At 62.0% G+C, this 25760-nt stretch carries 22 protein-coding genes; 13 read left to right on the top strand and 9 right to left on the bottom strand.

The genetic code is table 11. The features are described 5' to 3' along the window. Positions 1-5 precede the first annotated feature (5 nt). The 4 genes from AC1D0N_RS16980 to AC1D0N_RS16965 are packed head-to-tail and all read right to left on the bottom strand — an operon-like array spanning position 6 to position 5117. Entirely contained in the window at positions 6-1166 is a 1161-nt protein-coding gene (locus AC1D0N_RS16980; protein ID WP_477245811.1) for a hypothetical protein, read from the bottom strand. Continuing rightward, a complete protein-coding gene (gene fliI / locus AC1D0N_RS16975) occupies positions 1153-2571 on the bottom strand; it encodes a flagellar protein export ATPase FliI (protein WP_477245809.1) in 1419 nt (472 codons plus the stop codon). Before fliI ends, AC1D0N_RS16980 begins: the two co-directional genes overlap by 14 nt. A 4-nt stretch (positions 2572-2575) precedes the next feature. Beyond that, the gene (flgF, locus tag AC1D0N_RS16970; RefSeq protein ID WP_477245807.1) at positions 2576-3298 is read right to left on the bottom strand and encodes a flagellar basal-body rod protein FlgF; all 723 of its coding nucleotides are present in this window, start codon (positions 3296-3298) and stop codon (positions 2576-2578) included. Between the two features lie 7 nt (positions 3299-3305). Next, positions 3306-5117: a DUF1217 domain-containing protein gene (locus AC1D0N_RS16965; RefSeq protein WP_477245805.1), complete on the bottom strand. Its 1812-nt coding sequence runs from the start codon at positions 5115-5117 to the stop codon at positions 3306-3308. A 143-nt stretch (positions 5118-5260) separates the two neighbouring features. On the opposite strand from AC1D0N_RS16965, the gene motA reads away from it, so the two are divergent. The 6 genes from motA (at position 5261) to AC1D0N_RS16935 (ending at position 10204) form a co-directional block, all read left to right on the top strand. Beyond that, a complete protein-coding gene (gene motA, locus AC1D0N_RS16960; protein WP_112559342.1) occupies positions 5261-6136 on the top strand; it encodes a flagellar motor stator protein MotA in 876 nt (291 codons plus the stop codon). 53 nt (positions 6137-6189) lie between these two features. After that, positions 6190-7125, top strand: a complete 936-nt coding sequence (locus AC1D0N_RS16955) for a FliM/FliN family flagellar motor switch protein (RefSeq protein WP_477245803.1) — start codon at positions 6190-6192, stop codon at positions 7123-7125. A 34-nt stretch (positions 7126-7159) separates the two neighbouring features. Beyond that, positions 7160-7546 (top strand): flagellar motor switch protein FliN, encoded by a 387-nt coding sequence (fliN, locus tag AC1D0N_RS16950; RefSeq protein ID WP_477245801.1) that lies wholly within the window; start codon positions 7160-7162, stop codon positions 7544-7546. Between the two features lie 44 nt (positions 7547-7590). Then, complete coding sequence (locus tag AC1D0N_RS16945) at positions 7591-8607, top strand: flagellar motor switch protein FliG (RefSeq protein ID WP_477245799.1); 1017 nt, start codon at positions 7591-7593, stop codon at positions 8605-8607. Between the two features lie 80 nt (positions 8608-8687). After that, positions 8688-9770, top strand: coding sequence for a flagellar biosynthesis protein FlhB (gene flhB, locus AC1D0N_RS16940; RefSeq protein WP_477245797.1), 1083 nt, complete (start codon positions 8688-8690; stop codon positions 9768-9770). Then, the gene (locus tag AC1D0N_RS16935) at positions 9767-10204 is read left to right on the top strand and encodes a hypothetical protein (protein ID WP_477245795.1); all 438 of its coding nucleotides are present in this window, start codon (positions 9767-9769) and stop codon (positions 10202-10204) included. Before flhB ends, AC1D0N_RS16935 begins: the two co-directional genes overlap by 4 nt. 5 nt (positions 10205-10209) lie before the next feature. Here AC1D0N_RS16935 and AC1D0N_RS16930 read toward each other — a convergent pair whose 3' ends face one another. Both AC1D0N_RS16930 and AC1D0N_RS16925 read right to left on the bottom strand, forming a co-directional pair. Further along, entirely contained in the window at positions 10210-10980 is a 771-nt protein-coding gene (locus tag AC1D0N_RS16930; protein WP_477245793.1) for a helix-turn-helix transcriptional regulator, read from the bottom strand. Continuing rightward, a complete protein-coding gene (locus AC1D0N_RS16925) occupies positions 10977-11687 on the bottom strand; it encodes a helix-turn-helix transcriptional regulator (protein WP_477245791.1) in 711 nt (236 codons plus the stop codon). Before AC1D0N_RS16925 ends, AC1D0N_RS16930 begins: the two co-directional genes overlap by 4 nt. 505 nt (positions 11688-12192) lie before the next feature. Between AC1D0N_RS16925 and AC1D0N_RS16920 the strand changes: the two genes are divergently transcribed. Together AC1D0N_RS16920 and AC1D0N_RS16915 are read left to right on the top strand one after the other, a co-directional pair. After that, positions 12193-15096, top strand: coding sequence for a M16 family metallopeptidase (locus tag AC1D0N_RS16920; RefSeq protein WP_477245789.1), 2904 nt, complete (start codon positions 12193-12195; stop codon positions 15094-15096). Positions 15097-15162: 66 nt separating this feature from the next. Continuing rightward, a complete protein-coding gene (locus tag AC1D0N_RS16915) occupies positions 15163-16356 on the top strand; it encodes a TMEM43 family protein (protein ID WP_477245787.1) in 1194 nt (397 codons plus the stop codon). Between the two features lie 135 nt (positions 16357-16491). Here the strand turns inward: AC1D0N_RS16915 and AC1D0N_RS16910 are convergent, their stop codons facing one another. From AC1D0N_RS16910 to AC1D0N_RS16900, 3 genes are all read right to left on the bottom strand, one after another. Continuing rightward, entirely contained in the window at positions 16492-17790 is a 1299-nt protein-coding gene (locus AC1D0N_RS16910; RefSeq protein WP_477245785.1) for an ImmA/IrrE family metallo-endopeptidase, read from the bottom strand. Between the two features lie 326 nt (positions 17791-18116). After that, the gene (locus tag AC1D0N_RS16905) at positions 18117-19148 is read right to left on the bottom strand and encodes a histone deacetylase family protein (RefSeq protein ID WP_477245783.1); all 1032 of its coding nucleotides are present in this window, start codon (positions 19146-19148) and stop codon (positions 18117-18119) included. Between the two features lie 23 nt (positions 19149-19171). Continuing rightward, complete coding sequence (locus AC1D0N_RS16900; RefSeq protein ID WP_477245781.1) at positions 19172-19825, bottom strand: TetR/AcrR family transcriptional regulator; 654 nt, start codon at positions 19823-19825, stop codon at positions 19172-19174. Positions 19826-20076: 251 nt separating this feature from the next. Between AC1D0N_RS16900 and AC1D0N_RS16895 the strand changes: the two genes are divergently transcribed. The 5 genes from AC1D0N_RS16895 (at position 20077) to AC1D0N_RS16875 (ending at position 25744) form a co-directional block, all read left to right on the top strand. Beyond that, entirely contained in the window at positions 20077-21750 is a 1674-nt protein-coding gene (locus tag AC1D0N_RS16895) for an amidohydrolase (RefSeq protein ID WP_477245779.1), read from the top strand. A gap of 128 nt (positions 21751-21878) precedes the next feature. Beyond that, a complete protein-coding gene (locus AC1D0N_RS16890) occupies positions 21879-22973 on the top strand; it encodes an ABC transporter ATP-binding protein (protein ID WP_477245777.1) in 1095 nt (364 codons plus the stop codon). Then, positions 22973-23893, top strand: coding sequence for an ABC transporter permease (locus AC1D0N_RS16885; protein WP_477245776.1), 921 nt, complete (start codon positions 22973-22975; stop codon positions 23891-23893). The genes AC1D0N_RS16890 and AC1D0N_RS16885 overlap by 1 nt, the downstream gene beginning before the upstream one ends. After that, positions 23886-24686, top strand: coding sequence for an ABC transporter permease (locus AC1D0N_RS16880; protein WP_477245774.1), 801 nt, complete (start codon positions 23886-23888; stop codon positions 24684-24686). Before AC1D0N_RS16885 ends, AC1D0N_RS16880 begins: the two co-directional genes overlap by 8 nt. 23 nt (positions 24687-24709) lie before the next feature. Next, positions 24710-25744: an ABC transporter substrate-binding protein gene (locus tag AC1D0N_RS16875; protein ID WP_477245772.1), complete on the top strand. Its 1035-nt coding sequence runs from the start codon at positions 24710-24712 to the stop codon at positions 25742-25744. Positions 25745-25760: the final 16 nt, after the last annotated feature.

The raw sequence follows: 25760 nt of genomic DNA, 5'->3' as shown, positions 1-25760 counted from the left end.
GGCTGCTACTTGGAGAGTTCGATCACCTGGTCGGTGCTGGTGACCAGAACCCATTTGCCGCCGCGTTGCTCGATCGACGAGACGATGCTGGAATCCGGCAGTTTCGAGCCACGCTGGACGATCCACAGGCCAGCGTCGTCCTCGATCATGGCGCGTCCGTTGGCGACATGGACCACGCGAAATTTCCCGACGTCGGCCGGAAAGGGCTGTTCGTCGACACCGGGAGGATTCACAGTGGTGTCCTGCAGCGTGCCGGTGGCCAGCAGATCGACATCAGGAGGAAGATCCTTGGCCGTCAGCGGCGCGCCGGCATTTTCCAGTTGCGAGCCACCGGCGGTGCGTCCGGCATTGGTACCGCTGCCGCCGAACTTGATGGCCTGGACGCCGAACTGGTCCTGGTTGAAGAAGATATACCAGGGGAACAGCGCGCAAATCAGGCCGAGCGTGATGCCAAGCGCGGCGAAGACGAAATCGCTGCGCCGATCATCCTTCTTTTTCAGCCTGGGAAACTGCGTCTTTGGCGGCTGCGGCCATTCGGTGACTGGAAAGAGCCCGTCGAGAAGGGAGTCACGGCTGGCGGCGATCGCGTCGACAAGCTCGGCATGAGGAGCCCTAGGCGATGGAGGCCTCGGCGGGCTGGGAGGGGAGGGCCTCGCTGCACTGGGCAATGGAGGCTTGGCGACGTCGAGCAAGGCAGGTTCGACTGTTCCGCGAGAAGCCAGCTTGGCCTCTCCTGTCAAGGCAGGCTTGGCCACGCTGCGCGAGGCGGGCTTGGCTAGCCTGGCTACGCTGCGCGATGCGAGTTTGGTCACACTGCGCAAAGCAGCCTTGGGCGCGCTGAGCAAGGCAAGCTTGACTACGACGGGCATGGATGGCCCGGCCCGGCCCGGCAAGGCAAGGTTGGCTATGCCCGGCAGGGCAGGCTCGGGCAGGCTGGGCAAGGCGGACCCGGGCAAAGCAGGCTCGGGCAATGCAGGCTTGACCACTCTCGGTAAGAATGGCTTGGCTGCCCTGGCCAGAACCGCCTCGGTCTTGGCCGCCTTGGCGCGATCAGCCTTTGCCTTGGCAAATTTCGCTTCGTTCGCCCGCGCTTCTTCCGCAGCCGCGGCCTCGGCAATCATCTCGCGCAAAAGGCGCTCGGTGTACTGAAGCTCAGTCTCCTGCATCGACACTTTGCTTGCCTTTCAGATGACGGGCGAGGTCGGAGAATGGATCGGTCGAGGCGCGATCCCTGGGCGACTGCGTCAACGCTTCGTAGATCAGCGGCACCTGGCGCACCGCGATGTCGAGTTCGGCGTCGGCGCCACCCTGATAGGCGCCAAGCAGGCGGATGTCGCGCGTGTCCTCGAAGCGGGAAATCATCGACTTCAGCCTGGTTACCAGCATGCGCTGCTCGGCACTCCATGCCTTGTCGGCAAGGCGGGAAATCGACGACAGCGGATTGACCGGCGGATAGCGGCCCTGCTCGGCTATGGCCCGGTCGAGCACGACATGGCCGTCGAGGATGCCGCGCACCGAATCGGCAACCGGGTCGTTGTGGTCGTCGCCGTCGACCAGCACCGAAATGATGGCTGTGATCGACCCCTGGCCTTTGATCCCTGGGCCTTCGACGCCTGGTCCGGCGCGTTCCAGCAGTTTGGGCAGGTCGGTGAAGACGGAGGCGGGATAGCCGCGCGCCACCGGCGGCTCGCCGGTTCCCGTCGCCACTTCGCGCAGCGCATGGGCAAAACGGGTGATCGAATCCAGCACCAGAAGCACGCGGTGGCCCTGGTCGCGAAAATGCTCGGCGACGCGCATGGCGGTGTCAGGCGCGCGCCGCCGCATCATGGCGCTTTCGTCGCTGGTGGCAACGACAGCGACGGTCTTGGCCATGCTTTCGGCGCCGATCGTATCCTCGAGGAACTCGCGCACCTCGCGGCCACGCTCGCCGATCAGCGCCACGACAACGGTGTCGAAGGCATCGGCCCCGGCCAACATGGCGAGCAGCGTCGACTTGCCGACGCCCGAGCCGGCAAAGACACCGAGGCGCTGGCCAAAGCAAAGCGGGGTGAAGATGTCGATGACCCGCACACCGGTCATGAACGAGGTGCCGACGCGCTGCCGCGACATGGCGCCTGGTGTCGTGCCATCGCCGCTTGAAGTGCCGTCATTCCTGATCAAGGCCGGACCGCCGTCGATGACGCGGGTGAGCGCGTCGATGGCGCGCCCCCGCCATGACGCATGCGGCGTCACCGTCAGCGGACCGCGGCGAAACACGGCGTCGCCGATGCCGGCATCGGCGCTGCGTTCGAACGGTGCGATGACGACCTCGTCGCGGCCGATCTTGACGATCTCGCCGCGGCGCGTGCCGGCATGGCCGCGCTGCTCGACGAGATCGCCCAACCTGGCGACTTCGGAAAGGCCACGTACCTTGTAGTGCGTGGAAGAAACCTCGGCGACGCGGCCGCCGCGCCGCAGCAATGTCTCGGTGTCGTCGAAACGGCGCCAGATCCGCTCCAGCGCGGCAAGCCGGTCTTCCGGCACCGCTTCGGGCAGTTTTTCGAGCGCGCGTATCGATGGGCCGGTCGACATGCCGCTACTTGGAGCCGAGCGTCTTGATGGCGTCGTCAGTGGACGCATCGGTCTGGCGCATCAGCGCCGCCGTGTTCTCGAAGGCGCGCTGAACCATGATCAGACGCGTCATTTCCAGCACCGGATTGACGTTGGATTCCTCGAGGAAGCCTTGCGCAACGCCGATATCGGAGCGGTCGGTGACCGGCTCGGGCGCGCGGGCGGGAACGATGCCCGAATTGCCGTAACGGACGAAATTCTGCCCCGGGTCGAAATCATAGAGGCCGATGGCGCCGACAAGCTTGTCGCCTTGCCGCAGTGAGCCGTCGGCGCCCGCCTTGGGCGGACCATCGCGCGGATCGAGCTGGATCGGCGCGCCGCCGGAATCAAGCACCGGGTGACCCTCGATCGACATCAGTTCGCCGTTCTCGTTCATCGAAAAACGCCCGTCGCGGGTCATCACGGTGCCGGCGGGCGTGTCGATGGCGAACCAGGCGTCGCCCTGGATGGCGAAGTCGAACGGGTTGCCGGTCTCGGTCATCGCGCCATGCGCGCTGGAAAGATAGGTGTTGCCTGTCGATGCGAAGGACACCGACTTCGGCCCGGTGCCGGAGACGACATCCTCGAACTTCACGCCGGTGGCGCGAAAGCCGATGGTCGAGGCGTTGGCGACATTGTCGGCGATGGTGTCGAGGCGGCGCTCGAGCGCGATCTGCGATGAAAGGGCGACGTAGAGGCTGTCCTGCATGGTGCTCTCAGAATTTCATTTTCTGCATGGCCATCATCAGATCGGTCGAGATGCCGGCAGAGGTCGGTTGGGCAAACAGCACGCCGACCGATGTCGATGCCGTCGAGGTTGGATGACTGATTTCCCACAGGCTGGTGAAGCGGGTCAGGAATTTCTCGAGCTTGGCCGGGTCGGTGAAATCGGTGAGGTCGAGCTTCTGCTCGAAGGCCTGCGCCTGCTTGTCGATGTCGGCGGAGGCGAAGGAATCGGGCAGGCCGAGCGCGGTGCGCACCACGCTGGACAGTGCCGTGTCGGCCAGAACGTCGTACCAGCTGGTGATGGTCGACGCCTTGCGCTCGAAATAGAGCGCCAGCCGCACGCCCTCGTTGGTCTTGCCGGCATCTTCTTCCAGCGTCTGGCGCATGTATTTGTCGACGACCGGCTGTTGTGACGAGCTGCGGGTCGTTGCCGCTTCGCCGTAAGCCTCGAAATTCAGCGAGGTGGCGAGCCTGGCGTAAGCCTTGTTGCTGAGCTTGTTGGCGACGCTGTCGGGATCGCTGACGCCGCCCTCCAGAACGTCGCGGACGAGATCCGTGTTGGTGGTTGCCGGATCGAGCCCGCTGGCGGACAGCGCATAATTGTACAGGCGGCTGTCGGCCATCAGATCGTCGATGGATTTCACCTTGGTGATGTTGGCGAGGTAGTAGCTGGTCTCGGCCTGGACAGCGTCCGCATTCGGCTTGATGAGGCCTAGACTGGACTCGGTCGTATAAAGCTTCGGCGTGATCTTCAGCACCGCGTCGCGCGTGGTCGTCTGATCGCCATATTGGGCAAAGTCGAAGGCGGTGACGAAGTTGGCGTAGCTCTTGTCGGACAACAGGTTTGCAGGGCTGAACGGATCGGTGACGCCGCCATTGACCATGGTGCGGATTTGCTTGGCCGTTTCGGTCGACGCATCCAGACCATATGAAGCCATGGCGAAGGTAAGCAGGCGCTTGTCCTTCAGGAGATCGTCGATGGACTTCACCTTGGAGATGTTTGCCGCGTAATAGTCAGCCTCGCCCTTGATGTATTGCGCGGTTGGCTTGACCAGCACCAATCCGGTCCCGCCTATGACAGCCTTTGGAACCGCCAGCTGGACGGCGTCGCGCGCCGTTGCCTGGTCGCCATATTGGGCGAAGTCGAAGGCAGCGACGAAGGCTGCATAGCCCTTGTTGGTCGACGTGTTTGCCGGGCTGTTCGGATCGGTGACGCCACCTTCCAGCATCGCACGCACGGTCGCAGCCGGTTCGCTGTCGGCGTCGAGCCCGAATGCGGCCATCGCATAGGTGAGCAAGCGGTCATTGCCCAGCAGGTCGTCGATCGATTTTACGTTGGAGATATTGCTCAGATAGTACGAGGTCTCGCCCTTGTAGTAGCTGAAGCCGCTCTGCGAGACGCCGGCCGAGACCTGAACGCTATAATTGTTGGTCACACCCTGCTGCGCCGGATTGTAGCTCGTGGCATTCTCCCCCAAGGCCGCGAAATTGAACGCCTTCACGAACTCGGCATAGCGCTTGTCGGACAGTTTGTTAGCGAAGCTGTCGGAGTCGGACACGCCTTCCTTCAGGGCCTTGACCATGAAGGCCTTGGCGTAAGCCATGTCGCCGAGGCCGAAGGCCTTCATGGCATAGGTGAACAGGCGGGTGTTCTTGACGAAATCGTCGATCGTTTTCACGCTGCCGATGTTGGCCAGATAGTAGTCCGTGTCGCGCTTGGTGATCGGCTGCGCTTCGACGCCGTCGATCGCCTTGGGGATGTCCCTGGCGATGAGCTGGTAGCTGGTAAAAGTGCTCAACACGACATGCCTCCGGTCGCAGCTTTAGAAGCAGAGTATGCCGACTTGCTTGCGCGAGGCTGAATCGGTTCGCGATGCACGATTCAAGCCTCACACAAGGCACGAGGACTATCCGTTGATCTCGTTGAAATGCGGAAGGACCGTTCGTGGGCATTCTGATCGGACTTGTGGTGACGCTCGGCTGCGTTCTCGGCGGCTTCATGGCCATGGGCGGCCATCTTCACGTGCTGATGCAGCCATGGGAAGCGGTGGTCATCTGCGGTGCGGCACTTGGCACCTTCCTCGTCGCCAATCCGATGAAGACCGTCAAGGATACCGGCAAAGGCATTCTGGAAGCCTTCAAGCAGGCGGTGCCGAAGGAGCGGGACTATCTCGAAACGCTTGGCGTGCTGCACAGCCTGATGCGCGAACTGCGCTCCAAGTCGCGCAGCGAGGTCGAGGCGCATATCGACAATCCGGAGGAATCGGCGATCTTCCAGGCCTTTCCGACCGTGCTCAAGAACCACGATCTGACGCATTTCATCTGCGACTACTGCCGCATCATCATCATCGGCAACGCGCGCTCGCATGAGATCGAGGCGCTGATGGACGAGGAAATCCAGACCATCAAATCCGACAAGATGAAGGCCTATCATGCGCTGGTGGCGGTGGGCGACGGCCTGCCGGCGCTTGGCATCGTCGCCGCCGTGCTCGGCGTGGTCAAGGCGATGGGCGCGCTCGACCAGTCGCCGGAAATCCTCGGCGGCCTGATTGGCGCCGCCCTTGTCGGCACCTTCCTTGGCATCTTCCTGTCCTATGCGGTGGTCGGGCCGGTCGCCACCAAGATCAAGACTGTGCGCGAGAAGAAGAACCGGCTCTACATCATCGTCAAGCAGACGCTGCTGGCCTACATGAACGGCGCGCTGCCGCAGGTGGCGATCGAGTTCGGCCGCAAGACCATCTCTTCCTATGAACGGCCGACGATCGACGCCGTTGAGCAGAGCACGATGAACACCGCGTCCGCCGAGAAGAAAGCGGCCTGAGCCATGCGCGACAACAGACACATGGGTGACAAAAGACGGGGCCGCGCGCCGTCATGACCAGCCCGGGCAGCCCGTCGCAAACCCGTTCCCTGATCATCGAGCGTCTGGTCGGCGACAGCGGCGAGGCCGCCCACGTCATCGGAACCGGCCGGTCGATGGGCGAACGCGCGCTGCCGTTGCTGCAAAAAAGCCTGGCCAACGAGCTTGGCGCTCCGGTCACCGTCGACCTGCGGGCGGTCGAAGTCAGCCGCGTCCCCGATGCGCGCGCGCATGCCGGCGAGACGTTTGCCCTGACCATCATTGCCTCGCCGACATCCTCCGATGCGATGACGCTGGTCATCGATTCACCGGCGATCGCGGTCATGGTCTGCGCGCTGTTCGGAGGCGATCCGGATCTGGCCGTATCACCCATCGAGCGCGATCTGTCGCAGATCGAGACGGATGTGGCGACGATGGTGTTCCAGGAGGTTGCGCAGGCGCTCAACGGATCGGGCCGCCGGTCGCTGGAATTGCGGCTGCCGGTGCCGCGGGCGATGTCCGGCATGGAGGCCAAGCGCCGCGTGCTGCGCGACGGTGCCGCGGTTCGCATCGTCTTCGGTATCTCGACGCCGACCGATACCGGAACGGTCACGGTGATGATCCCGCAGCGCATTCTGCTGGCGACCCGCGGCATTGCGGCCAACGGCAATGAGGCCGACAGCGTGAATTCCGACTGGCGGGCACGGTTTTCGGAAGAGGTCATGCGCTCGACGGTGACGCTCGAAGCGACCATGCCGCTGGCCCGGCTGACACTTGGCGATATCGCCGATTTCGAGGCCGGCCAGGTCATCGAATTCGAGGAGACCGCGCAGTCGCAAGCGCAGCTGAGCGCGCGCGACAAGACGTTGTTCGTGTGCGAATTCGGCAAGCTGGGACAAAACTACACCGTCCGCATCCGGCACCCTTACGACGCCGGACAGGACTTCATCGATGGGCTTATGCCAGGCTGACGCCGGGCGAGCTTGAGCTTTTTGGAGACGACGCATGGCCAAGACCAAGGTGGAAGCCGAACCCGATCAACCGGACGAACAGCTCGACCGGGCCATCGAGGAATTGCGCGGCGTTCTCCAGGAAGAGGAAAAGCGGCCCGACGCCGCCTTCCGGGCAGCTTCCGGCACCAATTCGAACGTCATCATGACGATACCCGTCGACGTGCAGATCATCCTTGGCAGCACAGAGATGCCGGTGTCGGAGCTGATGGCGCTGCAGAAGGGCTCGACGGTGGCGCTGAACCGCCGCATTGGCGAACCCGTCGACGTGGTGGTCAATGGCCGCAAGATAGCGCGCGGCGAGATCACCGTGCTGGAAAGCGATCCATCGCGCTTCGGCATCAGGCTGACCGAAATCATCGCAGCGGCAAAGGGCTCTTAAGGCATGAACGACGCGTGGGGTCACCGGCGGTGGGAGCGGATGGCATGACGACGCTGATGACGCTGACGCGCCCGCAAAAGGCCGCCGCCATCCTGGTGGCGATGGGCAAGCCCTCGGCCAGTCGGCTGCTGAAATTCTTCAAGCAGGAAGAATTGAAGGCGCTGATCGAGGGTGCGCGTCTGCTGCGCACCATTCCGCAAAGCGATCTCGAACGCATCGTCGCCGAATTCGAAGCCGAATTTACCGAAGGCGCGGGGCTGCTCGATTCCGCCGACAGGATGGACACCATCCTCAATGAATCGCTGTCGCCGGAAGAAATGAGCGCCATCATGGGCGACAAACGGTTCGAGGTCGCGCCGGAAGGTCCGCCGCCGATCTGGCCCGAGCTGGAAAAGCTCGAACCGGAGCGCCTCGGTACCTTCCTTGCCGGCGAACATGCGCAGACCGCGGCCATGGTGCTGGCGAAGCTTTCGCCGCAAGCGGCGGCGAATGTGCTTTTGACCATGACCAAGCCGATGCGCAGCGAGATCATCAAGCGCATGGTGACATTGGCCAGCGTTCCGGACGCGGCCACCAAGATCGTCGAAAATCAGCTGCGCAACAGCGTACTGGCGCAAACCTCGACCAAGGATACATCGGCCGGACAGGCGCGTGTCGCCAGCCTGCTCAACGAGATGGACAAGCCACAACTCGAAGAGGTCATGCAGGATCTGGAAGAAGCCGGCACGCCCGATCTCGGCGGCGTCAGGTCGCGGCTGTTTTCCTTCGACGACCTGCCGCTGCTCACCCAGAAGGCGCGCGTGCTGCTGTTCGACGGGCTGTCGACCGAACTGGTCACGCTGGCCTTGCGCGGCGCGCCGCCCGGATTGACCGAAGCGGTGCTTTCGGCGATCGGCGCGCGGTCGCGGCGCATGATCGAAGCCGAACTCGGACAGGGCTCGGAAGGGATCGCGCTTGCCGACATCATGGCGGCCCGCAAGACAGTCTCGGTGACGACGATCCGGCTTTCGCGCGAGGGGGCCTTCGAGCTTCCCTCATCGCAGCAGAGCGAAGCGGCCTGACATTCCATCTCTTTTTTCGCAATTCCGGACGGAAAACCGCTCACACTTTTCCTGGAATTGCTCAAAGCGGCTGACACCAAATGGCTGACGCAGTCGACAAAGACTCGAAAACCGAAGACGCGACTGAAAAGAAGATCCGCGACACCGTCGAACAGGGCAAGCTGCCCCATTCCCGGGAAACCGCGATCCTTGCCTCCTTCGTCGCCATCCTGGTGTTCACCGTCTTCTACGCCAAGGATGCCATCGTCGATCTCGGCACGTTCCTGTCGATGTTCCTGGAGAAGCCGGAGGCGTGGCCGATGGAGACCGAGACCGACGTCATTGCGCTCTACAAGACCGTCATCATGGAGGTCGGTCGAGCCGTGGTCAGCCTGCTGGTGCTGCTGGTCGTGGCCGGTGTCGGCGCCTCCGTGTTCCAGAACATGCCGCAATTCGTCGGCGAGCGGATCAGGCCGCAATTGTCGCGAATTTCGATAGCCAAGGGCTGGAACAGGATGTTCGGCGTTCAGGGCTGGGTCGAGTTCCTGAAATCGCTGGGCAAGCTTGGCTTTGCCATCGCCGTGCTTGTCTTCACGCTGTCGGAAGACCACCGCAAGCTGTTGACCGGCATGATCACCAACCCGGTCGCTTTCAGTCTCGTCATCAGGGGGATCGCCGTCGATATCCTGGTGGCGATCGTCTTCGTCATGGCGTTGATTGCTGCCGTCGACCTCGTCTGGTCCCGCTTCCACTGGCGGCAGGATCTGCGCATGAGCAAGCAGGAGGTCAAGGACGAGATGAAGCAGGCCGAAGGCGATCCGATCATCAAGTCGCGGCTGCGGTCGCTGGCGCGCGATCGGGCACGGCGGCGGATGATGACGGCGGTACCGCGCGCGACGCTGATCATCGCCAATCCGACGCACTTTTCGATCGCCCTGAAATATGTCCGCGACGAGGATGCGGCCCCCGTTGTGCTGGCCAAGGGCCAGGATCTGGTGGCGCTCAAGATCCGCGAGATCGCCAGGGAGCACAACATCCCGATCTTCGAGGACGTGGCGCTCGCCCGCTCCATGTACAAGCAAGTTTCGGTTGATAGCGTGATCCCGTCGCAATTCTACCAGGCCGTCGCCGAACTGGTGCGGATCGTCTACTCGAAAAAGGCTGAGCGCAGACAGATTTCATGAACCGCCAACCGCACGCAAAATCCCGCGAGATCATCGTCGCCAACGCCATCGAGCAGGTGGTGGACGAGTTGCGGCTGATCGATGTCGCCGACTACATCGCCTTCATCCGGCTGGAGCATTTCGCCTGCCTGTCGGATCTGGTGGATTCGGCTGTGGAGCTGTTCTTCTTGCCGGGGACGTTGCGGCTCGGCCATGGCGGCGAGGCCCATGTCGACTGGAGCGGCAGTCCGCGCATCGTGCTCGATCTGGAACTCAGGCCACCCGGCGTCACCGTCTATTTCCAACTGACCCTGAGCGAGCACAAGGCATCGGTGGTGGTCAACTACGTGTCGTTCGAGAAGCCTGGCGAGGACCCCGAGCACAACACGGCCCTGCTCGAGGCGGTGATCGAGCAGGCGCGGATCCGCAAGACCGAACCGCTCGCCTTTGGCTGATTGCCCTATTCTATCAACCCGAGCCGCAGCGCCTTGGCGACCGCCTGGTTGCGGTTGACCGCGTTGAGCTTCTGGGTCGACTGGGTCAGATACTGGTTGGCGGTGTGGACCGACAGTTTCAGCAGCCGTGCGATCTCCTCGCTGGTGTTGCCGTTGGCGGTCAGCTTCAGGCATTCGAGTTCGCGCTTGGAGATCGAGCGCATCCTGCCGGCATCGCTCGGACGGATACGGGCGACCGCTGCAAACAGCGAGAAACAGCGGGCGTGGATCTCGTAAAGCGCGTCTTCCGGCAAGGCCATTTGCGAGCCCAGGAAAACCACCAACCCGCAATGGCCGCGATCAGCATGAACGGGAAAGGCGATGCCGTTGGTGCCCGGCGCCAGCGGCGCCATGCGCTCCGACCAGGCGAGGTTCTGGAATGTGTCTTCCGAACCGGCCATGCCGTCATCCGCCCACCAGCGCGGCGCCGTCGAGGTGCGGGTGTGGCGCACGATCTCCTCGCCATTGGCGCCGGAGATGAATTTCGTCGCGACGGCGGTGCCGGGATAGTCGGAATCGAAGCTGGCCACGAGACGGGCGCGTTCCGGTGACGGACTGACGAAGAACAGGCCGAAGGCCGAGGCATTGACGTCGACGGCGATCCAGCGGCAGCGGCGCACGGCATCCGGAATGGTGACGGCGTGATGCGTTTCGGAACCGAGCGAGAAGGCTCCGAACGGATTGCGCTGCTCGCTGAAAAGGGCCTCCGCTGCCTCCTTGATGTGCGCGTGTTTCAAATGATGCCGCTCCTGATCGCCGTGGCGATGGCCATCGCGCGGTTCGAGGCCGCGAATTTCTGTATGGCGTGGGTGATGTAGCTGTTGACGGTGTTCGAGGAGACGCCAAGGATGACCGCGACCTCGTCGGTGGTCTTGCCTTCGGACACCCAGAACAGGCATTCGCGCTCGCGGTCGGACAGCGGATCCTGCATGGCGGCGGCGGCGATCAATTGCGGGATGCTGGAGAGTGCATAGCAGCACTTCAGCTGCGCCTTCATCAGCGCCGGCTGGTCGATCTTGCCGGCGGCCGCCGCAGAAAACAGCGCGAACAGGCGCTGGCGACCGACATTCAGCCGCAGCGAATAGATTTCGGCATGGCCGAGCACGTCGAGAAGGCGGGCCTCCTCGCCGGTGAGCAATCCGCCGTCGTCCGGCGCCTGGGCGGCCACCAATGGTTTCGGGCGGATGCCGGGCGCGGCCGTCAATGCCCCTTGGGCAAGGCCGGCGATCAGCCGCTTGCCGATCAGTTCGATGGCGTCGAAGATCCAGTTGGAAGAAACGATGCGCGCGTCGTTGCGGTCCTGGTCGTGGACGATGGCGACGAGCATGTAGCTGTCGGCGCCGATCTCGGCGGCAAGCTGCATGAAAAAGGAGGTGAGATCGCCGCGAGACGCGAGGCGTGAGCCTACTGTGTCGGATTGCAGAAGCGCGGCGGGACTGCTCATTTGCTGCTTTGGTTGTATGTCATGGCCGGAATCTATTCTTGAGCCCGGAGGCTGGAGTGACCAGCAGCCGAACTTGGATACGCATTACGTTTACGAAGCACACGCATGGCGCGGGGTCGCGCGGATCAAACCGAATCCTTTCAGGGAACGCGAAGCCGTCCGCGTCTGGCGCCGGAGAAACTCCGGAACGTGAGACTTTGGGTGGTCGCCGCGCCCCCCAGGACCGGCTGATTCGGGTCTAATCTACCCGCACTCGAATCCGACATCAAACGCGATTTGACAAAATCGAATCCTATGGACTCAGGCGCGACTCAGATGCCGGCTTTCGGGAGCTTCGACCACAGGTCCCGACACGAAAAAGCCAGACCTTGTTGCAAGCGTGCCGTATCGGCGACCGATCGATTCCGATAGGTTGCGGCGACCGGAACGGATGGGCGTCCTTTTCGATCGATTCTGGGCGATGTTGGCGGCGCGTGTTTCGCGGCCGTCGAGATGGGGTTTGATCATGGTGCGGATTTTTCTCGCATTCACGGTGGCGCTTGCGCTGTGGAGCGGCGCCTGGGCGGCAGAGCCAGCGAAGGCCGAGCCTGTCGTCACCTATGCGCTTGGCAACGGGCTGCAGGTGGTGCTGGTGCCGGATCATCGCGCGCCGAAAGTGGTGATGAACCTGCGCTACCGCGTCGGTTCGATGAACGAACCGGCGGGACGCTCGGGCTTTGCGCATCTGTTCGAGCATTTGATGTTTTCCGGCACGCCGGCATGGCCGAACGTGTTTGGCGCCCATGCAGCACTCGGCAACGAGATCAACGCCTGGACCACCGAGGACGGCACCGTCTTCTATGTGGACGGCCTGTCGTCGTCGCTGCCGATGATCCTGTCGCTGGAAGCCGACCGCATGGCCAATCTCGGCCGGTCGGTGACGCAGGCCAAGCTCGACCTGCAGCGCTCCGTCGTCAAGAACGAGATGCGCCAGAACGTGCTCGACAAGGCTGGCGCCTCCGGCTGGGAAGCCTTCTGGTCGGGGCTGTTTCCGAAGCCGCATCCCTACAGCCGCATGGTCATCGGTTCGGTGGCCGACCTCGATGCCGCGACGCTCGACGATGTCAGAGGCTTCTTCAACAGCTATTATCTGCCCAACAATGCCGTGCTGGTTCTGGTCGGCGATCTCAAACTCGATGAGACCAAGGCGCTGATCGAAGACACGTTCGGCCGGGTACCGCGTGGCGCCGACGTGGCGCGGCCGGCAGTGCCCGAACCGACGCAAGCCAGGCTCAAACTGGTGCTCGAGGATCGCGTGCCGAGCCCGGTCGTGGTGGTCGGCTTCAGCGGTCCGGCAGCGCAGTCGCCAGACAATGGCGCGCTCAGCATCGCCGCGGAGCTGCTCGGCAATGGCGATTACGGCTTCCTGCGCAACCGGCTGGTGGCGCAGAAGGGCATCGCCACCTATGCCAGCGCGGGCTGGACGGGCGGGCTGCTCGGTGGCCGCTTCACCCTTGAGGCGGGTGCTGCGCAAGGTGTCGCTCCCGAGGCGCTCGAAGCCGAAATGAAGGCGGCCTTCGCCGACTTTGTGAAGACGCCGCTCGATGCGGCGGATGTGGAACGCGCGCGCAGCAATTTGTTGCTCGGTGCCCGCCTCGGCACCGAGTCGCTGAAGGATCGCGCCGGCGCGGTCTCCTACAACGCCGATATTCTCGGCGATGCGCAGAGCGCGCTGGAGGACGATCCAAGGATCAAGAATACCAGTGCCGCCGATATCGAAGCGACGATCAAACGGCTGTTGAAGCCGGAAGACGCAAGCGTTCTGGTGCTGAAGCCCGGTCCGCGCGGGGGCTATCCGGACGCGTTGATCGGATCGTCCGGCACGCCGCAGCCGTTCACGGCGCCGGAGCGCCTGGCGATCGACATTCCCAAGCACCCCGCCGGCACCGCACCTTCGGCGGTGCTGCCGGGAAAAGAGACGGCGACGCTCTCGAACGGCATCAAGCTTGTCCACTACACCATGCCGGAAGCGCCGATGGTCTATCTCGCTGCGAGCGCCGAAGGCGGCTGGACCAGCGTGCCGGAAGGCAAGGAAGGGCTGCTCGAACTTGCCGCCAGCATGGCGATGCGCGGCGCCGGCGAGCGCGGTTCCGCCGACTTTGCCAAGGCCACCAGCGATATCGGTGCCAGCATCGGTTCCCAGGCCGGCACCCTGACCACCGCCATGACGCTCGGGGTGCAGCCCGAGAAGCTGGATCAAGGCATCGGGCTGCTTGCCGACGCGGTGCTGAAGCCGCGTTTCGACAAGGCCGACTGGACCATCCTGACGGCGCAGACTGCCGACTGGCTCAATGGCCGGGAGGCGGACCTGCCGGGTGTGGCAGGCCGCGCGGCGAAGGCGGCACTCATTCCGCAGGTGCCAGGCAAGGCGGCGATCGACTGGTCGGCAAAGGCGCTGGCGTCGATCTCGCTGGACGACGCCAAGGCTGCCTGCAAGGCCGTGTTCACGCCCAAATCCGTGACCTTCTACAGCGTCGGCCCGGTGCCGGTGGAGACCGTTGCCGTCAGCCTTGAAAAGGCGTTCGGCGCATGGTCAAGCGATGCTGCCGGCTATGCGCCCGAGGCCTCGCCGGCGGCGCATTTCAATGGCGGCCAAAAAGTGCTGCTGGTGCCGGAACCCGGCGCCAGCCAGTCGGCACTGTTCGTGGCTCGGCCTGCACCCGGCAGCGACGAAAGCGAGCGTGCCGAATCGACCGCGGTCGCCAATCTGCTCGGGGACGATTTTTCGAGCCGGCTGAATTCTGTGATCCGCGAGGAGAAGGGCTATTCCTACGGCGTATCCAGCTATCTGCTCAGCCCGATGAAGGCCGGATCCGGACTGGTGGTGGCGACCACCGTCGAGCGGGCCAACACCGGTCCGGCGATCACCGAAATCCTGAAAGGATTTGCCGGGCTGAAGACCTTGCCGGTGGCGCAGGATGAGGTCGACCGCACGGTCACTGTCTACCGCAGGGCACTGGCCGGATCGGCGGAAACTTCGGCCGGACTGTTCAGTTCACTGATCGGCGCCGTCGGCAGCGGCTCGACGCTGGAAGACCAGCAGGGCCGCATGACAGCGCGCACCAAGCTTACGCTCGACGCCGTGCAGAAACAGGCGCTGGCATTGTCATCGCTCGATCCTTCGCTGATCGTCGTGGCGGGCGACCCGGATGTGGTGATGCCGCAGCTTGCAGCGATCGGCCTCAAGGACGTCGAGATCGTGCAGCGGGGAGACGAGCAAACCGCCATGCGCGCCCTCGATCTGCTCAGCGGCAATCAACAGGCACCGCTGACCGCCTCGCCATGGCGAATCGGCGATGGCGGGACGACACGGGCGGTGCATTCCTGCGAGAACGGCAAGGATTGCGGCGCCCGCATTCACGCTGATTAATGGTTTGAAGCGCGCGGCAGTCCGCTCGCGCGCAAGTTTCGACAATAGCGGTTTCGGGGGGAAACAATGAGCGATTCATTTCGGGAAGTAACATCGGTCTCGTGGTTCGGGCGGATCAAGCGCGCGGTTGGCGGGGTCGTCTTCGGCCTGCTGCTGGTCGTGCTGATGGTGATCGGGCTGTTCTGGAACGAGGGCCGCGCGGTGCAGACCGCGCGCTCGCTGGCCGAAGGATCGGGTGCGGTCGTCTCGGTTGGCGCCGATAGAGTCGATGCCGCCAATGACGGCAAGCTTGTCCACGTCAGCGGCCCGGTGACGGCGAGCGACGGCCTTTCCGATCCGGATTTCGGCATTGCGGCGCAAGGGCTGCGCCTGTCGCGCACCGCCGAGATGTACCAGTGGAAGGAGGAATCCAAGTCGGAGACGGAGAAGAAGCTGGGCGGCGGTGAGGAGACGGTGACGACCTACTCCTATTCCAAGGTGTGGGACGACAGCCAGATCGATTCATCGGATTTCAAGAAGCCGGACGGCCACCAGAATCCGCCGATGGAAGTCCACAGCAAGACGTTCCAGATTCCGGACGGCAAACTCGTCGCGTTCGATCTCGATACGCCGGTGCTCGACCGCATCGAGGGTGACAAGGACTATTCGCTCGCGTCCAGCCAGACGGCCGCGATCAAGGCCGCCTACACCGGCACAAAGCCCATCAACGTCGTCGACGGCAAGATCTACCTCGGCGCCGACACGGCATCGCCGGCACTGGGCGATTATCGCATCGGCTATGAGCTGGCGCCGCTTGGCGTGGTCAGCATTGTTGCGCGCCAGGCCGGCAGCCGGTTTCAGCCCTACCAGACGGTCGCCGGCGACGAACTGCTGATGGTCGACACGGGTGACGTGCCGGCGGCAAAGATGTTCGCCGACGCGGTCTCTGAGAACACTATCATCACCTGGTTGCTGCGCGCCGCCGGTCTGCTGCTGCTAACGATCGGCTTTGCGCTGTTTCTGAGCCCGATCGGCGTCATCCTCGACGTCATCCCCTTCCTCGGCAGCATCGCGCGGATGGGAACCGGCATCATCGCCTTCTTCCTGGCGATCCTGGTCGGGACGACGACCATCGCGATTGCCTGGTTCTGGTACCGGCCGGTGCTGGCGGCAGGCATTCTGGCGGCGGGCATCATCGCGGCGGCGGCGGTCTATTATCTCGGCCGGTCGCGAAAGCCGGCCGCACCGATGGGCACGGCAGGCAGCGGCGCGCCAGCGTAGCTCCCGAAGCAATAAATGGGGGAATGACCGACATTGGTGAAAAGCGGATAGGCAGGTTTCAGGATGGCCACGCTACGGCAGCTGTCCTAAATTCTGTCGCCTCGCGACACGCCTTCATATTTTTGTTGATACAACTCAATGCTTTTGAAATGACGTCAGGACGTTAATGAGGCTGGCTATCGGTGGAATTTCATTCCTTCTTCTTTGATCAGTCAGCATTTTCGACTTCTTAAATTTCACTTCGATTGCCTGCTTCGAAACCGCAAAGTAGGTTGATAGGCGCGAAAGTAATTCATTGTAGACCAAAAAATTGCATGGCCGGTCGTCGACAAATATATACCCGTGCCCTCGATCTTTAATATCTAATTGTCGGCGAGTCTGTGCTGTTTTTTGTAGAAAAATTTCATCGGGTAATATCAGTTCAGCTGAGAATGCGTTTGCCTGATACTCTAATCTTTCATAATTAAATCTGCTAGAATTCTCGTTCGTAATGAAAAGGTCTCGCTCGACAATGGTCTCAGAGCGTAGATATCGTTCATGGTCCAAAACGAAATGGCCAATCTCGTGTGCAACCGTAAAGCGCTCTCGTGTCTGGAGCGAGTGTGAGTTTATCATGATCATTTTTCGTCTGAAGTTTGCCGACCCCAAGATCGGGGTCCCGTCAACGTCGATCATTTCACGATCAGAAAACTGTAAATCGATAGATAGGATTTGGCAAAGCTTGGGTAAGTCTACTGCATCGGACGTGTAATCGACTGATTTTAGCGCTTTCTCTGCGGCCAATTTGATTTGCTCTATCGATAAGAAGGGCACCGATCGACCCCCGGCTTCGAGATCGTATCGAGAGAGAGCGGCTGCCTCAGGATCCAGATCTGTCAGCAACCCGTCTACGGTTGCGAAATATTTGCCGTCATGGAAACCGGAGAACTTTAGAGACTTAGCGACATCATCGCTTCTGAAAATTTGGGCGCGCACGAAGCCATGTTCCAGAAAAGAACCTTTGCGATCCGCAACGATTTCCAAACCATGCTCGTCGAATTTTACAATGCCCATCGCGCCATTTCTGGCGACCATCTCTGCTCCAGACTGCAGCCTCGAAGTTACTACTATGACCCCTTTCGACGCATGCGGAAATATCCGGCCAATCTTCGATGAAAAATCGTTGACGTATATTTCGGAGACGCTGGCGTCATGATTCTTGCACTCGAATATGACGTATAGGTGTGGGACATCGCTGCCAGTTCGGTACAGTTCCAAAACGACATCGAATTCAACGTATGCCTCGCGTTCGCGACAATAGTATTCTTTCTTCTTATAAATTTTGCAGTTTTGCGATGGATACGCGCCAAAAACTAGCTCCCCGCGATCTTTTTGGTCGACAAGGTAGCGGTGGAATGCGTCTTCTAGTTTATCACCTTTGCTGGTCGAATTCACAATTGCCTCGACGCTAAGAGTTCAGAAAGCCGCATATGTTCTACTTTGCCAGCAGCTTTTGCAAAGTGAATTTATCCCTGGAGGGATCGCGTGAACAAGACCCTTCGCGAGAACAATCAACCTGTTGCGTAGAAGCATTACGCTCCAGCGCGACAGGCCAATTCCAAGGACCGGCTCTGCCGTTGCTAGGCCACGGACGAACGGCAGGTTCGGGTAACGACTGAAGCACTCTGAACGGCGGCAATGGTTCGATTGCCGACTAGCGGCTTCCATCTCGCGCCAGCGTGCCGCGAACGAAGGGCGTCTTGCTGACGCCCTCGTTGCCCCTACTTGTCCTCGAAACCGGTCAGCAAGCCGACGGCGTTGATGCCGATTTCCTCGACGGCGTAACCGCCTTCCATGACGAACAATGTCGGCAGGCCGAGCTTGGCGATGCGGCGGCCGATCTTCGGATAGTCCGCGCTTTTCAGCTTGAACTGGCTGATCGGGTCCTTCTCGAAGGTGTCGACGCCGAGCGAGACGATGACGATGTCAGGCGCGTAAGCCGCGAGCTTGGCGCAGGCATCTTCCAGCGAGGCGTTCCAGGCGTCCCAGTTGGTGCCGAAGGGCATCGGATAATTGATGTTAAAACCTTCGCCTTCGCCGGCCCCGCGTTCGTCGGCATGGCCGAGGAAGAAGGGGTACTCGACCATCGGATCACCGTGCAGGTTGAGGACCTGCACGTCGGCGCGGCTGTAGAAGATTTCCTGCGTGCCATTGCCATGGTGATAGTCGACATCGAGGATCGAGATGCGTTTGGCCCCTTGGTCAAGGAACCATTGTGCGGCGACAGCGGCGTTGTTGATGAAGCAATAGCCGCCCATGAAGCCGGCGCCGGCGTGATGGCCGGGCGGACGGCAGAGCGCGAAGGCCGATGTCTCGCCACCCTTGACCAGGGCAGCCGCGGTGAGCGCCACGTCATAGGACGACTTGATTGCCGCCCAGGTGCCTTCGACGAAAGTGGCGCCGGCGTCGAAGGAATAGTAGCCGAGCAGGGCGTCGATGCGCTGCGGCGGCACGTCGCCGCGCAGGCCGCGCGTCGGCCAGGTGAATGGCATGGCCGTGCCCTTGTTCCCCTCGGCCGTCCATCGCGGCCAGACGGTAGGCAGGAAGTCGATATAGTCGGCCTTGTGGATGCGCTTGGCGGCGGCAAGATCATGCTCGACCGGTCCGATGATCGGCCCGAGCTTCTCGCTTTCGACCCGCGCCTTGATGAACTCGGCCCGCGACGGCTTTTCGAAACCCGGCACGATGGCTGACGCAACCAGTTCCATCTGCCCGGCATGGCCGGCGTGAAGCGGCGAATAGACAGTCTTCATAAAATTCCTCTCGAAATGCGAACTTAGTCAAGATTGAGATAGGGGCTCACCAAAGCGAGCCACATGGTTTCCACATCGTCCTCAATGAGGTCGAACGTCTTGCGGTCTTTTTTCAACCCCACAAGCCGGCAGACGTGCCCGACCTCCATCATAACCACGCCGAGCCGGCTGGCGATCTTGCCTTCAAGCGCCGGGTTCACATGCTGCAGCCATGCCGCGTAGAGGGCGATGATCTGGTCGTCATACTCGTTCTGGATCGGCCTGAGGTCGGCGTTGCCCGAAATAGCCTCGATCACCGGCATCAGGCTGGCGTTGTCGAGATAGAGCCTGGAGGTATCGATGAAGAGCTTGCGCACTTCCTGGCGAAACTCGTCGCGGTTGGTTGGCGCAGCGACCTTGATGCGCTTGGCGATGACCTCGGGAAAGGATGACAGCCAGCGCCGGGCGAGGTCGAGAAGAATGGCTTCCTTGTTGGGAAAGTATTGGTAGACCGAACCGACCGACAGGCCGGCGCGCTGTGCAATGGCGAGCGTCGTTGGGGTCTTGGTCCCTTGCTCGCGCGTCAGCGTCAGCGCCGCGTCGAGTATCCGGTCGACCACCTTGCTCGACCGTTCCTGCCGCGGCTGCTTGCGCGGTTCGAGCGCTATCCTGGTTTCGCGGCTGAGATTGCGCTTCACGTCCCGATGCCCTCGTTCCACCGTCCCAAGCGCCGGATGCTGTCCACAATACATTCGAAATTCGGCACGTTGACAAACGCGAATATTTAGTCGCATTCTTTTATCCACGCTGTCCTCGGGGATAACAAGGGGAATTTCCAGAGACAGCGCGCTGGCATCATTTTCGCCCGACAGCGCCGCTCTGCGGAGTCGCGGGTTGTTGGACAACAGGGTCGCCGGTCTCAGTCAGTCGTCAAAAGCGCGGAGTCGCGATGTCTGTCACGGGTGCGGGTGCTGATCTGATCGTCATCAACGGTCGTGTGCGGACCATGGACGATGACAATCCCGCCGCCGAGGCCATTGCCGTCAAGGACGGCGCCATCATTGCCATCGGCAACCGCGCCGCCATCGAAGAGCTCAAGGGAGCGGCCACCACGGTCGTCGACGCCAAGGGCGGTTCGGTCCTGCCGGGTTTCATCGAAGCTCATATGCATCTGTTCTCGGGAGGGGCCGAGCTCGCCCATCTTCAGCTGGGCGGTATCCATGGCTTCGAGGCGCTGCAACGAGCGATCCGCGATTATGCGTCGACGCGGCCTGATGCAAAGATGCTGGTCGGGCAGGGCGTCGACTACACCGTGCTTGGCGACGAGCGGGTAACGCGCCATCATCTCGACGCCATTTTACCCGATCGCCCGTTCTGCATGGCCGCGCCCGATCATCACACTATGTGGGCCAACACCAAAGCATTGGAAATGGCCGGCATCCTGCACGGACGCACGCTTGGTCCAGGCAACGAGATCGTCATGCGCGATGATGGCCTTGCCGCCGGCGAGTTGCGCGAGGGCGAGGCCTTTGGTCCGGTGCTCGACCTTGCCGGCGAAGGCCGTGTGCGGCTGGGGCTGGCGACCGGTGGCGAGCCGGATCCGATGCCGACCGCCGCCGAGCGCGCCGCCGACCGTGACATCATGCGGCGCGGTCTGGCCTGGTGTGCACGCCACGGCATCACCTCGATCCAGAACATGGATGGCAATCTCTACCAGCTCGAACTGCTGGCCGAGATCGAGGCCGAGGAAGGTTTGCCCTGCCGCGTGCAGGTACCGTTCCACTACAAGAATTTCATGACCCTCGACATGCTCGACAAGGCGTCTGTCATGGCCGAGCGCTATCATAGCGAGTGGTTGTCGTCGGGCATGGTCAAGGTGTTCTACGACGGCGTTCTCGATTCCTGGACAGCGGTCATGGTCGAGCCCTATGCGGACCGTCCTGACTGGGTAGGCGAGCCGCTTTTCACGCCGCAGCAGTTCATCGATCTGGCGGTGGCCGTCGACAAACGCGGGTTGCAGATGGCGGTGCATTCGATCGGTGACGGCGCCGTGCGCGCGGTGCTCGACGGTTACGAGGCGGCGCAGAAGGCCAACGGCAAGCGCGACAGCCGGCACCGCGTCGAACATATCGAGGTGGTCACGGCTGCCGATGTGCCGCGTTTTGCCGAACTTGGCGTCATCGCTTCAATGCAGCCGCCGCACCCGCCAGGCGCCATGGATTTTCCGCTGGAGCCGACCGTGTCGCGCATCGGGCCGGCTCGCTGGCCGCTGAGCTACGCCTGGCGGACGTTGAAGGATGCCGGCGCGCGTGTCGTTTTCGCCTCGGACTGGCCGGTGTCGCCGGTCGATCCGATCCTGGGAATTCAGGCGGCAGTGCTGCGCAAACCGTGGGCTGCAAGCGATCCCGACCAGAGCTTCTCGCTGCAGGAATCGCTGGCCGGCTACACGGTGGAAAGCGCCTATGCCGAATTCGCCGAACATCGCAAAGGCATGTTGAAGTCAGGCTATCTGGCTGATCTGGTGGTGCTGTCGGACGATATCGAGGCGATCGCGCCGGAGGCGCTGCATAAGGTGCGGCCGGTGACGACGATCTGCGGCGGCAAAGTGACCTATCAGGCATGACGGTGGCATGGAGCTTGCTTTCTGAATCGACATTCAACTGCATGGTTGCCAAGCCCATCGGCATGTGGTGACAATCGAACAGCAACGAGACCTGCCGCCAAGAGCAGGCTATTTCAGTGGGGTACTGCGTGCCGGAACAACCGGGTAGAAATGCGATCGAAGTCCGTGGCGTGCGCAAGGTGTTCGGCTCGGGCGAGAGCCAGGTCGCTGCTCTCGACACGGTCTCAGTGTCGATCCGCGAAAACGAATTCTTCACGCTGCTGGGGCCTTCGGGCTGCGGAAAGACGACGCTGCTCAGGCTGATCGCCGGCTTCGACTTTCCAAGCGCCGGCGAAATCCTGCTCTACGGCGACGACATCGCGCTGCTGCCGCCGTTCAAGCGGCCGGTCAACACTGTGTTCCAGTCCTATGCGCTGTTCCCGCATATGACGGTGGCGCAGAATATCGGCTTTGGCCTGGAAATGCTGGGCAAGCCGAAGGCCGAGATCAAGGCCCGCGTCGACGAGATGCTGAAGCTGGTCAAGATGGAGGCGTTGGCGTCGCGCCGCACCAGCCAGATTTCCGGCGGCCAGCAGCAGCGCGTGGCGCTGGCCCGCGCCTTGGCGCCGCAGCCGAAGGTGCTGCTGCTCGACGAGCCGCTGTCGGCGCTCGACTACAAATTGCGCAAGGAAATGCAGATCGAGCTGAAGCGGCTGCAGCACGAGACCGGCATCACTTTCATCTTCGTCACCCATGACCAGGAAGAAGCGCTGACCATGTCGGACCGCATTGCGGTGATGTCGTCAGGCAAGATCCTGCAGGTCGGCTCGCCCTGGGATATCTACGACAAGCCGGCGGAACGGTTCGTCGCCGACTTCATCGGCGAAACCAATTTCCTGACCGCGGCCATATCAGGCATCGGCAATGGCAAGGCACGGGCGACGCTCAAATCCGGCGCGACGATCGACGCGACCGTGGCTGAAGGCTTCCAGCCGAAGGACAACGCCACCCTGGTGGTGCGGCCCGAGCATGCCAAGCTGACCAAGGGCAAGGGCGACCTGTCGGGGATCGTTGAAAACATCGTCTATTTCGGCACCGACACGCATATCCATGTCCAACTGGACAGCGGCGAAGCCTTCACCGTGCGCCAGCAGAACACGCGCAGCGCAGGCTGCGGCTTCGAGCGTGGCGACAAGGTAGGCATTTCGATCGGCAATGATGCCGCGCAAGTGCTGAGGGACTGATGGCAAGCGCGGAGGAAGTGGCCAGGGCGGCCGAGCGGCGCGACGTTCGCGATCGTTGGCTGTTGTCGGCGCCGGCACTGTTGATCATCCTTCTGGCGGCGACCGGTCCGTTGCTGATCGTGCTGGTCTATTCGTTCCTGACGCCGGGTTCCTATGGCGACGTCAAATGGCAGTTCTCGCCGGAGGCCTGGGTGTCGGTGTTCATGGAACGCGACATCTTCGACGACACGCTTTCGGTCGCCGCTGCCCACGTCACCATTTTCTGGCGCTCCATCAAACTGGCGATCGTGACGACGATCGCGACTTTGGCGCTGGGTTTCCCGACCGCCTATTTCATGGCGACGCGCAGCGAAAAGACGCGCGACCTCTGGCTGTTCCTGATCACCATACCGTTCTGGACCAACCTTTTGATCCGCACTTTCGCGGTGCTGCAGATCATCCGCAATGAGGGCATCATCAACACGATACTGCTCAAGCTTGGCATCATCTCGGCGCCGATCCAGATGCTCTACACCGATACCGCGATCCTTATAGGCATGGCCTATGTCTATCTGCCGCTGATGGTGCTGCCGATCTATGCCAGCATGGAAAAGCTCGATTTTCGCCTGGTCGAGGCGGGCTACGATCTCTACGCGACACGCTTCAAGGTGCTGCGGAGGATCATTTTCCCGCTGGTCAAACCCGGCGTCATCGCCGGCTCGATCCTGGTCTTCATCCCGGCGCTTGGCGCCTATGTGACGCCGAGCGTGCTCGGTGGCGGCAAGAACATGATGCTGTCCAACCTGATCGAATTGCAGTTCGGCCAGGGCCGCAACTGGCCGCTCGGCTCGGCGCTGTCGATCGCCGTCATGGTCATCGTCATGGTTGCCCTGCTTGCCTATGTGCGCAATGCCGGCAGATCCGAGGTGCGGCATGGCTAGGACCTTCTCCATCAAGCACCAGCCAGGATTCACCGCGATCGCAGCGACCTGCTTTGTCGTGCTCTATCTGCCGATTGTCGTGCTGGTCGCCTATGCGTTCAATGCGGCGACATCGACGTCCGAATGGGGCGGCTTCTCGCTCAAATGGTTCCAGTCGGCGTGGCAGAACACGCAGGTGATCGATGCGACGCTGCGGTCGTTCCAGATCGCCGCCATTGCCGCGACGCTTGCGACCGTCGCCGCCACCATGGCGGCGCTGGCCACAACCCGCACGGCGGCCTATCCGGGCCTGACCTTCAAATATGCGGCGATCAACCAGCCGTTGATGGTGCCCGAGATCGTCACCGGCGTGGCGCTGCTGATCTTCTTCTCGCGCGTCAAGATTTTTACCGGCTATTCCGGCCTTGGCTATCTGATCGCCGCGCATACCGCGTTCTGCATTCCGTTCGCCTATTTGCCGATCCGCGCGCGGCTGGAGAATATGGACCTGACGCTGGAGCGCGCCGCAGCCGATCTCTATGCGACGCCGTGGCGGACGTTCCGGCGCATCACGCTGCCGCTGCTGTGGCCCGGCATATTGGCCGGGCTGATGCTGGCTTTTGTGATTTCGCTCGACGACGTTGTCATCACCGAGTTCGTCAAATCGGGTGGCCAGGACACGCTACCGACCTACATGCTCGGCCAGATAAGACGGGGAATAACCCCTGAGATAAACGCGATTTCGACCGTGTTCCTGCTCTTGTCGGTCGCCATCGTGACGTTGTTTTTCTTCATCAGCAGGAAACGGGACTGAACCTACAAATGGGAGTTAAAACCATGAACTGGAAGACAACGGCGACCGCCATCGGGTTGGCGCTGCTCGCAACGACGAGCCTGGCTCGCGCCGACGGCGTACTGAACATCTACAATTGGGGCAACTACACCAGCCCCGACGTGATCAAGAAGTTCGAGGCCAAGTATAACATCAAGGTCACCATCACCGATTACGATTCGAACGACACGGCGCTGGCCAAGGTGCGCCAGGGCGGTACCGGCTTCGACATCGCGGTGCCGTCGCAGACCTACGTGCCGATCTGGATCAAGGAAGGCCTCGTGCTCGAGACCGATCCGGGCAAGATGGAGAATTTCAAGAACGTGGCGCCCGAATGGGCCAATCCCGATTTCGACCCAGGCCGCAAATACTCGGTGCCGTGGGCGCTCGGTACGGTCGGCGTCGTCGTCAACACCGATGCCTACAAGGGTCCTGCCGACAGCTGGGGCATCATCTTCAACACGCCTGATGAGCTCAAGGGCAAGGTCAATGTCGTTCCCGAGATGAACGACGTGATCTTTGCGGCGATCAAATATGTCGGCGGCCAGCAATGCACCACCGACAAGGAGGTGCTGAAGAAGGTGCGCGACACGCTTGTCGCGGCCAAGCCGAACTGGATCGCCATGGAATACAACACCATCGAGAAGATGGGCGCCGGCGACTTCAAGGCGACCAGCGACTGGAATGGCTCGGCGCTGCGCCAGCGGCTGGCCAACCCGGCCATTCACTACTTCTATCCGAAGGAAGGCTATGGCCTGTGGAGCGACAACCTGGTCGTTCTCAAGGAAGCCAAGAATGTCGAGAACGCCAAGCTGTTCCAGAACTTCATCATGGATCCTGAGAACGCCGCCGGCTTGTCGGCTTTCCACCGCTATGCCAATGCCATCACCGGCTCCGACAAATACATGCCGGCCGACATGAAGGATGCGCCGGAAGTGGTCATTCCTGAAGCTGACAAGCCGCATGCCGAGCTGCAACAGATGTGTGCGCCGGAAATCCAGGATCTCTACACCAAGATCTGGACCGAACTGCAGAAGTAGCCGCCTCAAGACGGAC

Source organism: Mesorhizobium sp. P2_E10, from assembly GCF_056404235.1.
This window is presented reverse-complemented; position numbering and strand designations above follow the sequence as displayed.